This window comes from Nocardia sp. Marseille-Q1738 (assembly GCF_965283145.1).
Genome location: NZ_CBDIMS010000001.1, coordinates 972,017 through 985,893 on the forward strand (window position 1 = coordinate 972,017; position 13,877 = coordinate 985,893).

A 13,877-nucleotide genomic window follows, 5' to 3' on the forward strand; every position below is an offset into this window, starting at 1 on the left:
GCGCCTAGGAAGTCCGCTTCTCCAGCGCGGCATGGTCCTCGTGTCCGCCCAGCGCCTGGGGCAGGACCGTGCGCGCTTGCTTGAGCGAGTCGATCGTCTTCTCCGGCGCGCGCAGCTTCTTCACCCGCCGGTAGCCGAGGAATGCGAGCGCCGCGGCCGCCACGATCATGAGTCCGAAGACGATCAGGAAGGCCGCCCAGCGCGCCAGCCACACGTCGAGCAGCTCGCCGAGGAAGAAGAAAAAGAAGAAGGTGCTGAACAGCAGCACGGTCAGCGCCAGGATGAAGTAGACGCTGCCCTGCAGGCCCTTCTTGATCTCACCGGTGACCTCGGCCTTGGCCAGTGCCACCTCGGCGCGGACCAGGGTCGACATCTGCTCGGCGGCGTCGCGAACCAGGGTCCCGAAGCTTGCGGAGCCGAGTGGATCGGCGTCTGTGAGGGGGATGGAGGTCACCGTACGACCGCGTTGCGCGTCGTTCCCGTTGCCGCCGTGGTTGAAACTCACTTGGTCGACCCTTCTCCCTATCCGGGCACTGCTTCGGCCCCGTTCGCCGCGGCGTTCTCGGTGCCCTCCACCGGTCACGCAGGCTACCGCTTCCGGGCACGTCGCTCGCGCCGCCTTACTCTTCACGTTCTAGCGCACGGGCGTCCCGCCGCGCTTGGTGGACACGCCCGCGCCGCAACAGTAGCGCCGAACCGGCGAGCGACGCCGCCATTGATGCGAGCAACACAGCGGTCTTCGCCAATTCGACGGAGGAACCGTCCGCGACATCGGCGAGCGCGAGTTCCGCCACGAGAAGGCTAACGGTGAAGCCGATTCCGCCGAGCACCGCCAAGGCGACCATATCCCGCCAGCCGAGTTCGCTCGGACGGGTCGCGATGCCGAGCCGGATTGCCACCCAGCTCATCCCGAAGATGCCGAGCGGCTTGCCCACCAGAAGGCCGAGAATCACGGCGTAGGCGAGCCTGTCGCTGAACAGCTCGCCGAAAACGTTGGTGTTCAACGGAACTCCGGCCGCGAAGAGGGCGAACAACGGAACGCATACGCCGGCGGAGACCGGTTGGAGCAAATGCTCCAGTCGCGTGGCGGGCGCCTCCGCCTCGTCGGGGTCGAGACGCACCCTGGTGAGCAGGCCGAGCGCGACACCAGCGATCGTGGGGTGGATGCCCGCCTCGTGCAATGCGTACCAGGACACCAACGCCAAGGGGACATAGAGCAACGGCGTGCTGATCCGTTTGTGCTGTGCCAGCGCCCATGCGGCGAAGCACCCGGCCGCGGCGAGCAGCCACAGCAGCGACACCGTCGTAGTGAACAGAACCGCGATCAGGACGATCGCCATCAGGTCGTCGACCACCGCCAGGCTCAGCAGGAACACGCGGGCGCCCGCGGGGATGCGCGAGCCGGTCAACGCGAGCACGGCCAGCGCGAACGCGATATCCGTGGCGACCGGAATGGCCCAGCCTCGGTCCATGCCGGGGACACCGAACCCCACCACCGCCGCGATCAGCGCGGGGATCACCACACCACCGATCGCCGCGATCACCGGTAGCGTGGCCCGCTTGCGGTCGGCGAGTTCGCCGACCACGAGTTCACGTTTGAGTTCCAGACCGGCGACGAAGAAGAACACCGCGAGCAGGCCGTCTTTGGTCCAGTCGGCGAGGGTGAGTTCCAGATGTAACGGCGGGATCGGGACAACTGTCTCGGTCATCGTCCGATAGCTCGCACCCCACGGCGAGTTCACCCACAGCAACGCTGCCGCCGCCGCGACCAGAAGCAATGCGCCACCAACGGTTTCGGTGCGGAGATAACGGGATAGCTCCGAGCGCACCTGTGTGATCACGGGAAACCTTTCGGGCGATGGTCAGGCCGAGTGGATGCGGTGACCACCGACGTCGGCGTACGATGCGCGTCCACTTGCCGACCAGACTTCCCGGCACTCCTTACGCAATTCTAACGGGTGCGGCCGGTGACGAAGTCCGCCACCGGCCGCACCCATGCTGTCCGGGTCAGCCCTTGCCGGCTCGGATCGCCTCGAAGACGCTCGGGTCGACGAGGGTGGAGGTGTCGCCGAGTTGGCGTCCTTCGGCGATGTCGCGTAGCAGGCGGCGCATGATTTTGCCGCTGCGGGTTTTCGGCAGTTCGGGCACCACGTGGATCTCCCGCGGCCGGGCGATGGGGCTGATCTCGCGGGAGACTTCGGCCTTCAGCTCGTTGATCAGGTCCTGCCCGGTGTCGGTGGCCTCGGCGGTGAGGATGACGAAGGCGACGATGCCTTGGCCGGTGGTGGCGTCGGTGGCGCCGACCACGGCTGCTTCGGCGACGCCGGCGTGGCCGACGAGGGCGGATTCGACTTCGGCGGTGGAGATGCGGTGGCCGGAGACGTTCATGACGTCGTCGACGCGGCCCAGCACCCACAGGTCGGCGTCGGTGTCGAGTTTGGCGCCGTCACCGGCGAAGTAGAAGCCCTGTGCCGCGAAGCGTTCCCAGTAGGTGGCCCGGTAGCGGTCCGGGTCGCCCCAGATGCCGCGCAGCATCGACGGCCACGGCTGGTCGAGCACGAGGTAGCCGTTGGCTTCGGTCTCGCCGAGTTGGACCGGGTTGCCTTCCTCGTCGACGACTTTCGCCGAGATGCCCGGTAGCGGGGTCATGGCCGCGCCCGGTTTGGCGTGGGTGACGCCGGGCAGGGGGGAGATCATGATGGCGCCGGTTTCGGTCTGCCACCAGGTGTCCACGATGGGAGTTTTGTTGGCGCCGATGACCTCGCGGTACCAGCGCCAGGCTTCGGGGTTGATGGGTTCGCCGACCGAGCCGAGCAGTCGCAGGCTGGACAGGTTGTGGGCGGCGGGGATGTCGCGGCCCCATTTCATGAAGGTGCGGATGAGGGTGGGGGCGGTGTAGTAGATGGTGACACCGTATTTTTCGATGATCTGCCAGTGCCGGTGCTCAGTGGGGAAGTTCGGGGTGCCTTCGTAGAGCACTTGGGTGGCGCGGTTGGTGAGGGGTCCGTAGACGATGTAGCTGTGGCCGGTGACCCAGCCGATGTCGGCGGTGCACCAGTAGACGTCCTGGCCCGGTTTGTGGTCGAAGACGTAGTGGTGGGTGTAGGCGGTTTGGGTGAGGTAGCCGCCGGTGGTGTGCAGGATGCCTTTGGGTTTTCCGGTGGTGCCGGAGGTGTAGAGGATGAACAGGGGGTGTTCGGCGTCGAAGGCCTGCGCTTGGTGTTGCGGGGAGGCGGTGGTGACGGTGTCGTGCCACCACAGGTCGCGGCCGTCGGTCCAGGGGACTTCGATTCCGGTGCGGCGTACCACCAGTACGTGCTCGACGCTGGAGGGTGCATCACCGTGGGAGAGGGCTTCGTCCACGGATGCCTTGAGCGGTGCCGCGGTGCCGCGGCGCCATTGGCCGTCGGTGGTGATGACCAGTCGAGCGGCCGCGTCGTCGACGCGTTGGCGTAGCGCGGTGGGGGAGAATCCGGCGAACACCACCGAGTGGGTCAGCCCGAGGCGGGCGCAGGCGAGCATGGCGACGATCGCTTCGGGGATCATCGGCATGTAGATCGCGACCCGGTCCCCGGCCTGCAGGCCCAGTTCGGTGAGGTAGTTGGCGGCGCGCGACACGTCGGCCAGCAGTTCGGCGTAGGTGAGGTCGCGGGAGTCGCCGGGCTCGCCTTCGAAGTGGATGGCGACCTGGTCGCCGTGCCCGGCCAGCACGTGGCGGTCCACGCAGTTGTAGGCGACGTTGAGTGTGCCGCCGGCGAACCACCGCGCCACCGGCGCGGCGGTCCAGTCCAGCACCTGCTCGAACGGTTGATGCCAATGCAACCGCCCGGCCTGCTCCGCCCAGAACGCATCGCGGTCGGCCGCGGCCCGCTGGTACAGCGTGGCGTCGGCGTTCGCCGCGGCGGCGAACTCCGGGGTGGGTGGGTACGAGTCCCTGTGGTCGGCGGTGGTTTCAGTCATTTGGTCTCTTCTTTCCACGTAGCCTGAGCGCACGATTCGACGCAGCCGAGTTCGACAGTAATCAACTGTGACCTACGCCGTGTGCGGTGTGTCGGCCGGGTTTCGCGGCCGTCACGCCGTCGCGCGTCGGCCTTGGGCCGCCCGGACGCGGCGACTTCGACGGAGGCAATGTTCCGGCCGCGCGGGTATTTGCGCACCAAACTTGGGGTGTTTCGGCAATGTTGCCGGATCGGTAACAAGTGCAACGAACTCGGATCAATCCGGTGACAGTGCCCGCGCCGGTGGTTACTCTGCCAACCACACAGGCGGATCGTGTCGGCATGCGCTGTGGACTTCGCGCGGGTGTCGTCCGGCTCCCCCCTTCTCGCAACGGGAGAACGCGTTGAAATTCCACAGAGCGATGGCGCTGACCGCGGCAGTACTACTGGCCACGAGCCTCGGGCTGGCCGCCTGTTCCCCGGGCGACGGCGCCGATGCCGACATCGTCACCGTCAATGGCGGCGAGCCGCAGAATCCGTTGGTACCCACCAATACCAACGAGAACATGGGCGGGCGTGTGGTCGACCGGTTGTTCGCTGGCTTGAAGTACTACGACGCCAACGGCAAGGCGCATGACGAAATGGCGGAGTCGATCCAGACCACGGATCGCAAGAGCTACCGCGTGACCATAAAACCGAACTGGAAGTTCAGCGACGGCACACCCGTGACGGCCGAGTCGTTCGTCGACGCGTGGAACTATGGTGCGCTCGGCACCAATGCGCAGCTGCAGAACTATGTGTTCAGCCCCATCCTCGGTTTCGACGAGGTGTCCGCGGAAAAACCCACTGCACAAACGATGTCCGGGCTGAAGGTGATCGATGACCGCACCTTCACCATCGAGCTGAAGGCGCCCTCGATCGACTTCGAGACCGGGCTCGGGTACGCGCCGTTCTACCCGTTGCCGGAGGCCGCGTTCAAGGACATGAAAGCGTTCGGCGAGAACCCGATCGGCAACGGCCCTTACAAGTTCGCGCGCACCGGGGCGTGGGAGCACAACGTCAAGATCGACCTGGTGCCCAACCCGGACTACCCCGGTGGCCGCCAGGCCAAGAACAAGGGTCTGCGGTTCGTGATGTACCAATCCTTCGACACCGCCTATGCGGACCTGCAGGCAGGAAACCTCGACGCGCTCGACACCGTGCCGGACAGCGCGCTCACTTCCTACAAGCAGGATCTCGGCGACCGTGCGATCACCAAACCCACCGCGCAGAACCAGCACATCGGCATCCAGTCCAACGTGCCGCACTTCTCCGGCCAGGAAGGGCTGCTGCGGCGCAGGGCGATCTCGATGGCGATCAACCGAGAGCAGATCGCCGAGAACATCTTCCACGGCACCCGGATTCCGGCGCGCGACTTCACCGCGAGCACGCTGCCCGGCTTCGACCCGAACCTGCCCGGCTCGGAGGTGCTGAAGTACAACCCCGACGAGGCCGAGAAACTGTGGGCGCAGGCCGACGCGATCGCGCCGTGGTCGGGCCGCTACGAGATCGCCTACAACTCCGACGGCGGCCACCAGGCCTGGGTCGAGGCCGTGGCGAACAGCGTGAAGAACACCCTGGGTATCGACGCGGTCGGCACGCCGTACCCGACATTCAAGAACATCCGTGACGAAATCAACGCGCGCACGATCAACAAGGCGTTCCGCTACGGCTGGCAGGGTGACTACCCGACCATGCTGCAGTTCCTCACCTCGCAGTACTACAGCTACTCCGACACCAACAACGTCGACTACAACAACCCCGAAGTCGACCGTCTGCTCGACGCCGCCCAGGCCGCGCCGACCCAGGAAGAGTCCTACAAGATCATCGCGCAGGCCCAGGCCCTGTTGATCAGGGACATGGCCGACATCCCGGTGCTCGACTACGTGGCCGCCGCGGGCCGCTCGGACCGGGTGTCGAAGGCCGAACTGGCCTGGAACGGCCTGTTCGACTTCGAGAACATCGAGAAGTAGCCGCCCGCCGCCCTGCGTCGCCTCCGACGCGGGCAGCGCTACCCAGGAGGCGAAATGGCCTGGTATGTCCTGCGGCGTCTGCTTCAGATGATCCCCGTGTTCCTCGGGGCGACGCTGCTCATCTACGCCCTGGTGTTCCTCGTTCCCGGCGACCCGATCCACGCGCTGGCCGGTGACAAGCCGATGACGCCCGCGGTGGAGGCACAGCTGCGGGCGCGCTACCACCTCGACGAGCCGTTCCTCGTGCAGTATCTGCTGTATCTGAAGGGCATCGTCACGTTGGACTTCGGAACGGCCTTCTCCGGCAGGCCGGTGCGGGACGAACTCGCGCGCGCGTTCCCGATCACGATCAAACTCGCGTTGCTGGCGGTGCTCGTCGAATCCGTGTTCGGCATCGCGTTCGGGCTGATCGCTGGGCTGCGCAAAGGCAGGCTGTTCGATTCGACGATGCTGGTGATCAGCCTGATCGTCATCGCGGTTCCGGTCTTCGTGGTCGGCTTCCTCGCGCAGTTCCTGCTCGGCGTGAAATGGGGAATCGCGCCGGTGACCGTCTCCGGCCGGGCGACGATCGGTGAACTTCTGGTCCCGGCGTTCGTGCTCGGATCGCTCTCGTTCGCCTACGTGCTGCGGTTGACGCGAAACTCGGTGGCGGAGAACATGTCCGCCGACTACGTCCGCACCGCGACGGCCAAGGGGCTCGGCAGGCGCCGCGTGGTGACCGTGCATATCCTGCGCAACTCGATGATCCCGGTGATCACCTTCCTCGGCGCCGATCTCGGCGCCCTGATGGGCGGCGCGATCGTCACCGAGGGGATCTTCAACATTCCCGGCGTCGGCGGCACGCTCTACCAGGCGATCACCCGGGGCGAACCGCCGACGGTGGTTTCCTTCGTCACGGTGCTGATCGTCATCTTCCTGATCACCAACCTGGTCGTCGACCTGCTCTATGCCGCACTCGACCCGAGGATTCGCTATGCCTGACCCGACCACGGGCGGCGGCCAGCAGCGCCGCGGCCAGGAGCACTTCGTCGCGCCGCCCGACGAGGTGGAGGTTCTCGCCACCGACGTCGTGGTGGATTCCGGTGCGCCGACCAGCATTTGGCACGACGCGTGGCGACAGCTGCGACGCAATCCGATCTTCATCGCCGCGGCGGTGCTGATCGTGTTCGTGTTGATCGTGGTGATCTGGCCGGGCTGGTTCACCAGCCAGGACCCGCGCTACTGCAACGGCGACTTCAGCATGGACCCACGCAGCGCGGGCCACCCCTTCGGCTTCGACAAGCAGGGTTGCGACATCTACGCCCGGACCGTCTATGGCGCACGGGCTTCCGTGCTGGCCGGAGTCGGCGCGACCGTGCTCTTCGTGCTGATCGGCGGCACGCTCGGTGCGCTGTCGGGCTTCTACGGCGGCCCACTGGACGCGTTCGTATCCCGGGTCGCCGAGATCTTCTACGCGATCCCCCTGATGCTGGCCGCCATCGTGATCATGCAGCTGCTGGATGCGCGCACGACCTGGACCGTGATCGTCATCCTCGCCTCGTTCACCTGGCCACAGGCGGCGCGGATCGCCCGCAGCGCGGTGATCCAAGCGAAGAACAGCGACTACGTCACGGCGGCACAGGCGCTGGGGGTGTCCCGGCTACAGACGCTGCTACGCCATGTGCTGCCGAACGCGGCGGGACCGCTGATCGTGGTCACCACGCTGTGGCTGGGCGTATTCATCGTTACGGAGGCGACACTGTCCTACCTCGGCGTCGGATTGCCCCGCACGGTGGTGTCCTGGGGCGCGGATATCGCCACCGGGCAAAAGGAGATCCGCACCTCGCCGATCCTGTTCTATCCCGCGACGGCTCTGGCGCTGACCGTGCTGAGCTTCATCATGCTGGGCGACGCGGTGCGTGACGCCCTCGATCCGAAGGCGAGGAAGCGATGAGGGAGGGGGAGCCGCTGCTCGAGATCACCGATCTGAACGTGAGTTTCACCGCCGACGGCAAGCAAGTGCCCGCGGTACGGGACGTGAGCCTGTCGGTGTACGCGGGCCAGACCGTGGCCATCGTCGGCGAATCGGGCTCGGGCAAATCGACCACGGCGCACGCCATCCTCGATCTGCTGCCAGGAACAGGGAGGGTCACCTCCGGCTCGATCCTGTTCGACGGCAAGGACCTCACCGCGGCCTCGCAACGAGACATCGTCGCCATCCGCGGCAGCGGCATCGGTTTCGTGCCGCAGGACCCGATGTCGAATCTGAATCCGGTCTGGAAGATCGGGTTCCAGATCCGCGAGACCCTGGAGGCCAACGGCATCGCGAAGGGCAGAGCGGCCGGCAAGCGAGCCGTGGAACTGCTCGAGGAAGCGGGCATGCCCGATGCCGAACGCCGGGTGAACCAGTATCCGCACGAGTTCTCCGGCGGCATGCGCCAGCGCGCGCTGATCGCGATCGGCTTGGCCTGCCGTCCCGAACTGCTCATCGCCGACGAGCCGACCTCGGCGCTGGACGTGACCGTGCAGCGGCAGATCCTCGACCATCTCGACCGGCTCACCACCGAACTCGGCACAGCGGTTCTGCTGATCACCCACGATCTCGGACTCGCGGCGGAGCGCGCCGAACACTTGGTGGTGATGTATCGCGGGCGGGTGGTGGAGTCCGGCCCGGCCTTGCGGATCCTGCGCGATCCCCAGCACGAGTACACCAAGCGGCTGGTGAGCTCGGCGCCCTCGCTGGCCGCGCAGCGGCAGTCGTCGGTGCGGCGGCGGGCCGAGATCCGCTCGCAGGCGGTGCGGGTGGCGGAGCGGGCCGCGGCGGCCGATGCCGAGCCCACGGTAGGTCCGGACGCGGTGGTCGTGGCCGAGCACCTGACCAAGACGTTCCGTATCCGCGACCGCGTGCCGGGGAAATCGACCGAGTTCGTCGCGGTGGACGATGTGTCGTTCCGGCTACGCCGCGGTTGCACCACGGCGATCGTCGGCGAATCCGGCTCGGGCAAAACGACGGTGGCCCGGATGGTGCTCGGTCTGCTCACCCCGACATCCGGATCCGTCACGTTCGACGGCAACGATGTCGCCACGCTGGATCGCAAGGGCGCCTTCGCCTTCCGGCGCCGGGTACAACCGGTCTTCCAGGACCCCTACGGCTCGCTGGACCCGATGTACACGATCTACCGCACCATCGAAGAGCCCCTGCGCACTCACCGGATCGGCACGCCCGAGGAACGCGAGGCGACCGTCCGGGAACTGCTCGACAAGGTCGCGCTGCCGTCCAGCCTGCTGCGGCGCTACCCGAACGAGCTGTCCGGCGGGCAGCGTCAGCGGGTGGCCGTGGCTCGTGCGCTGGCGCTGCGGCCCGAGGTGGTGGTGTGCGACGAGGCGGTGTCCGCACTCGACGTGCTGGTGCAGGCACAGATCCTGCGGCTGCTCGGCGAGCTGCAGGCCGAGTTGGGGCTGACGTATCTGTTCATCACCCACGATCTGGCCGTCGTCCGGCAGATCGCCGACGACGTGCTGGTCATGCAGCGCGGAAAGGTGGTCGAGGCGGCTGCCATCGACGAGGTGTTCGACAACCCGCGCCAGGAGTACACCCGCAAGCTGCTCGACGCGATCCCGGGGCGCGCCCTGCTGGCCGGGTAAGGGCAGGCAAGTAGCCTCGTATGCCGTGACCGATCCGCTACAGCCCCTCGCCGATCTACCGGGTGTCCGGGACGCGGCCGACCGTGCCCGCGACGCGCTCGCCGAGGTGCATCGGCACAAGGCGAACCGTCGTGGATGGCCGACCACAGCGGCCGAGGCCGCGGTGCGTGCGGCCCGTTCCTCGGCCGCTATCGATGGCGGCAGCACGGAACTCCCGGCCGACGGCCGCGTGGCGGATCCGATCCTGGCCGGTTCGTTGCGGGTGGGGCAGGCGTTGGACGGTGACGCATTGCGGAACCTGGTAGCCACCTGGCAGCGGGCGCCGCTGCAGGCGCTGGCGCGGCTGCATCTGCTCGCCGCCGCGGATCTGGTCTCGGCGGAGGAGTCGCTCGGCAGGCCGCGCGGCGAGGAGGGCGTGGCGCAGCGGCTGGATCTGTTGGCGCAATCGGTGCTCGGCTCGCGAGCGCCGGCACCGGTGATCGCCGCGGTAGTACACGGTGAGCTATTGGCGCTGCGACCGTTCGGGACGGCGGACGGCGTAGTCGCGCGGGCGGCCTCACGCCTGGTCGCCGTGTCCAGTGGGCTGGACCCACACAGTCTCGGTGTACCGGAGGTGTTCTGGTTGCGCAGGCGCCAGGCCTATCTGGACGCTGCCGCCGGGTTCGGGACCGGAGATCCGGAGGCCGTGGGCGGGTGGGTGATCTTCTGCTGCGGGGCCTTCGAGGACGGGGCGCGCGAGGCCACATCGATCGCCGACTCGGCGGTGGGATAACGACAGGCCCCCTGCACGTCAAAGCGGGCGGCGTTGTCTGTCGACCTCACCGCCCGCTAGCACGGACTACCGGGTTACCAAGCGTGCTGGTTGGGTTGTGTTCTGCGGCCTCGGCGACAATCCGGACATCGCCGGTTCATCCCCGCAACCTGTGCGAGGCCCTCGCCGTCGAATACCCGGATTTCGCAGGCCCACAACGCTTCTGCCCTTGTAGCGGCGTGCTCCGCGTGGGTGCCTGGCGTCCGTGCTGGGAAGGAGGGTAGGGAGACAGTCCCTTCTCTTCCGGTACTGCCTAGGCCTTCCGCCCTTCCGTAGTTACCTTTCTACACTGTGACCGCATTCACAGCAAGGGTTCGGATGGCATTGAACAAACGGCGTGTTTCTCGGCGTTTCGTGGGTAAAATCCCTGGTCCTTCGCCCCTTGTACCAAGTAAGCGAACCTACTGGCAAGAACCTGGCGACCCGCGCGAGGCGGCGCCCGAACGTCCGAACCTCAGCGGCGACGGCGCAGGATCCGATAGCTGATCGCGCCGGCCAGTACCGCACTCACACCGACCACGGCCGTCGCCGCGAGCGTGGTGGACGACGGCGCCTGGAAGCGCGCCCACAGCGACACGGGGTTGGAGAAGGTCAGAATGGGCCAGCCGCGCGTGGTGGCCTCGCGGCGCAGATTGCGGTCCGGATTGACCGCGGTCGGGTGCCCTACCGCGCCGAGCAGCGGCAGATCGGTGATCGAGTCGGAGTAAGCGTAGCAGCGCGAGAGGTCGTAATCCTGGCTGGCGGCGAGCTTTTCGATCGCGGCGACCTTGCCCTCGCCATAGCAGTAGAACTCGACCTCGCCGGTGTACTTGCCGTCCGCCACCACCATCCGGGTAGCGGCGGTATGCGAGGCGCCGAGCGCTTCGGCGATGGGGGCGACGATCTCCTCGCCGGAGGCCGACACGATCACCACGTCGTGCCCCCGGATCTTGTGGTCGGCGATCAAGTCGGCCGCCTCCGCGTAGATCAGGGGCTCGACCAGCTCGTGCAGTGTCTCGCCCACAATCGATTTCACCTGCTCGACATCCCAGCCCGCGCACATGCTGGTCAGGTGGGCGCGCATCCGCTCCATCTGGTCGTGGTCGGCCCCCGACAGCAGGAACAGGAAGTGGGCGTAGCTGCTCTCCAGGACGGCGCGGCGGTTCAAGAGCCCCTGCGCGTAGAAGGGCTTGCTGAACACGAACGTGCTCGATTTCGCGATCACGGTCTTGTCCAGATCGAAGAAGGCGGCGACGCGACCGCCGGTGGTGGGTGGGTTGTCCACCCGACCAGGATAGGCGGCGGCCTCGCCTCCGCTCGGCCCGGCGCGGGCTGTAGACGGACTTCGTCCGGCTGCGCCCTTTCTGCGGCGGCCTCGCCTCCGCTCGGCCCGGCGCGGGCTGTAGACGGACTTCGTCCGGCTGCGCCCTTTCTGCGGCGGCCTCGCCTCCGCTCGGCCCGGCGCGGGCTGTAGACGGACTTCGTCCGGCTGCGCCCTTTCTGCGGCGGCCTCGCCTCCGCTCAGCCCGGCGCGGGCTGTAGACGGACTTCGTCCGGCTGCGCCCTTTCTGCGGCGGCCTCTGCCTCTGCTCGGCCCGGCGGCGGGCTGTCGTCGGAATTGGTCCGGCTTCGCCCTTCTGCGGCGGTCTCTGCCTCCGCTCGGCCCGGCGCGGGCTACGGACGGACTTCGCCCGGCTGCGCCCTTTCTGCGGCGGCCTCCGCCTTCGCTCGGTCCGGCGCGGGCTCTCGGCGGACTCGTCCGGCTGCGTCGTTTTCCGCGGCGGCCTCTGCCTTGGCTGGGCCTGGCGGCGGCGGGCTGTCGTCGGTTTTGGTCCGGCTGCGTCGTTTTCCGCGGCTGCCCCTGCCTCCGCTCGGCCCAGCGCGTGGCTGTGGAACTTCGTCCGGTCTTGTAGTTTCCGCGGCAGCCTCTGCCTTGGCTCGGCGGGGCTGGAGGCGGACTTTGTCCGGGTGCGCCCATTGGGCATGGGGTGTCCTGGTCGGTGTGGGCCGAGGCGGGAGACCGTGCCGGAGGGTTTGCCCCGCAGACGCCGGGGCTGGGGTGGCCGCAAACTTCTCCGATTCCGGACTTGCGTCGTGGCCGGGGAATAGGTGTAGTATTGCTGGCACCTGGACATGGTCCAGGCGCGTTCAGCCCGACCCCCCGGGGCTGAACCCGACGGCCCCAGCCTCCTCCCCCCCCGGCTGGGGCCGTCCTCTATTTCCGGGACGATTCGTTTGGCGGCGTGGCTCGAGAAGTTTGTCCACAGCCCGTGAGTTATCCACATTCGGCACCGACCCCCTTCTCTGCCGGGTCGGATTCGGCCACGCTGACCTGCATGAATCTCGATCACTCGGCCCCGAGCGGCGCGCCGCCGGCCCTCGTGCTGATCCACGACGCCCGCTTGCGCGACGAAGTCCGGCGCATCGCGGCCGCCGCCGAACGAAGCCTCGATGAGCCCTCGCAACCCGTCGGAAGGCATGCCTGGACCGGCGCGGCGTTGGTGATCCTCGACACAAATGCGGCACGAGACGTGGCGGTGGGCGGGTATCTGCGCCGGACCGGGGTGGTGCTGGTAACCGACGGTGAGCCAGGTTTGCTCGATTGGCAGGTCGCGGCATCGGTCGGCGCGGAGCGGGTTATCGCTCTGCCAGGTTCCGCGGTGGGGCTCATCGAGACGTTTGCTGAGTACGGCGAGCGGCGTGCGGGCGACGGGGTGGTCGTCGCCGTCGCCGGGGCAGGCGGCGGGGCAGGGGCGTCCACCCTGGCCGTCGCGGTCGCGCTGCGCGCCGCGGCCGAGGGGTTCCGGCGCGAGACCTTGCTGGTCGACGGCGCACCCTTCGGAGGAGGGCTCGACCTGCTCCTCGGCATCGAGACCACAGCGGGCCTGCGCTGGCCCGACCTGGTTGTCGAGGACGGACGGGTGTCCGCGGCCGCTCTGCACGGCGCGCTGCCGGAGGCCGCGCCCGGCCTTGCCGTGCTGTCCTGCGCTCGATGTGGTGCGGGACGGTTGCCGCGCGAACTCGGCGCGGCCGGTGTCCGCGCGGTGCTCGAAGCAGGCCGTGCCGCAGGCGATTTCATAGTTTGCGACATTTCGGGTGAGCGCGGGCCGCATGCCGACCAGATGCTCGACGCGGCTGATCTTGTCGTGTTGGTCGTTCCGGCCCGGCTGCGGGCGGTCGCCGCCGCCGAAGCGGTGTCCGCCCACATCGCTCGGCGAAACCCGAACCGGGGCTTGATCGTTCGTGGGCCGGCGCCCGGTGGACTACGTGGAGACGAGGTCGCCGAAGTGCTCGACCTTCCCCTGCTCGCCGCCGTCCGCTCCCAAACCGGGCTCGCGCACCGTCTGGAGCGTGGTGCGGTCTCGGTGCGCCGCCGTGGACCACTGCGCGATGCCGCCGACGCGGTCCTCGGGGTACTCAGCGCACCAGCTGGGCAGCGACGGTGACGAGGCAGCTATGAGTGAGTGGAGCGAGCCGACGATGGATACGGCTGCGTTCGCGGTCATGCCGGAG

Annotated in this window: 10 protein-coding genes; 6 read left to right on the top strand and 4 right to left on the bottom strand. The window is 67.8% G+C overall.

Translation table 11 applies throughout. The annotated features are described in order from the left end of the window. Positions 1–4: 4 nt before the first annotated feature. The 3 genes from ACWPXK_RS04370 to acs form a co-directional block, all read right to left on the bottom strand. Entirely contained in the window at positions 5–505 is a 501-nt protein-coding gene (locus ACWPXK_RS04370; RefSeq protein WP_454194689.1) for a phage holin family protein, read from the bottom strand. A gap of 115 nt (positions 506–620) precedes the next feature. Then, positions 621–1,838: a Na+/H+ antiporter NhaA gene (gene nhaA / locus ACWPXK_RS04375; protein WP_454195440.1), complete on the bottom strand. Its 1,218-nt coding sequence runs from the start codon at positions 1,836–1,838 to the stop codon at positions 621–623. A 169-nt stretch (positions 1,839–2,007) separates the two neighbouring features. Further along, positions 2,008–3,960, bottom strand: a complete 1,953-nt coding sequence (acs, locus tag ACWPXK_RS04380) for an acetate--CoA ligase (RefSeq protein ID WP_454194690.1) — start codon at positions 3,958–3,960, stop codon at positions 2,008–2,010. 400 nt (positions 3,961–4,360) lie between these two features. On the opposite strand from acs, the gene ACWPXK_RS04385 reads away from it, so the two are divergent. The 5 genes from ACWPXK_RS04385 to ACWPXK_RS04405 are packed head-to-tail and all read left to right on the top strand — an operon-like array spanning position 4,361 to position 10,346. Beyond that, entirely contained in the window at positions 4,361–5,950 is a 1,590-nt protein-coding gene (locus ACWPXK_RS04385; RefSeq protein ID WP_454195441.1) for a peptide ABC transporter substrate-binding protein, read from the top strand. Positions 5,951–6,004: 54 nt separating this feature from the next. Further along, positions 6,005–6,931: an ABC transporter permease gene (locus ACWPXK_RS04390; protein ID WP_454194691.1), complete on the top strand. Its 927-nt coding sequence runs from the start codon at positions 6,005–6,007 to the stop codon at positions 6,929–6,931. Continuing rightward, on the top strand, positions 6,924–7,883 hold the full coding sequence (locus tag ACWPXK_RS04395; protein ID WP_454194692.1) for an ABC transporter permease: 960 nt from the start codon (positions 6,924–6,926) through the stop codon (positions 7,881–7,883). Before ACWPXK_RS04390 ends, ACWPXK_RS04395 begins: the two co-directional genes overlap by 8 nt. Next, positions 7,880–9,574 carry a dipeptide ABC transporter ATP-binding protein gene (locus ACWPXK_RS04400; RefSeq protein WP_454194693.1) on the top strand — a complete coding sequence of 565 codons (1,695 nt, stop codon included), beginning with the start codon at positions 7,880–7,882 and terminating at the stop codon, positions 9,572–9,574. The genes ACWPXK_RS04395 and ACWPXK_RS04400 overlap by 4 nt, the downstream gene beginning before the upstream one ends. Positions 9,575–9,599: 25 nt before the next feature. Further along, a complete protein-coding gene (locus ACWPXK_RS04405; RefSeq protein WP_454194694.1) occupies positions 9,600–10,346 on the top strand; it encodes an oxidoreductase in 747 nt (248 codons plus the stop codon). Positions 10,347–10,839: 493 nt separating this feature from the next. Here the strand turns inward: ACWPXK_RS04405 and ACWPXK_RS04410 are convergent, their stop codons facing one another. Further along, complete coding sequence (locus ACWPXK_RS04410; protein WP_454194695.1) at positions 10,840–11,649, bottom strand: HAD-IB family hydrolase; 810 nt, start codon at positions 11,647–11,649, stop codon at positions 10,840–10,842. Positions 11,650–12,700: 1,051 nt separating this feature from the next. On the opposite strand from ACWPXK_RS04410, the gene ssd reads away from it, so the two are divergent. Beyond that, positions 12,701–13,810, top strand: a complete 1,110-nt coding sequence (gene ssd / locus ACWPXK_RS04415; protein WP_454194697.1) for a septum site-determining protein Ssd — start codon at positions 12,701–12,703, stop codon at positions 13,808–13,810. Positions 13,811–13,877: the final 67 nt, after the last annotated feature.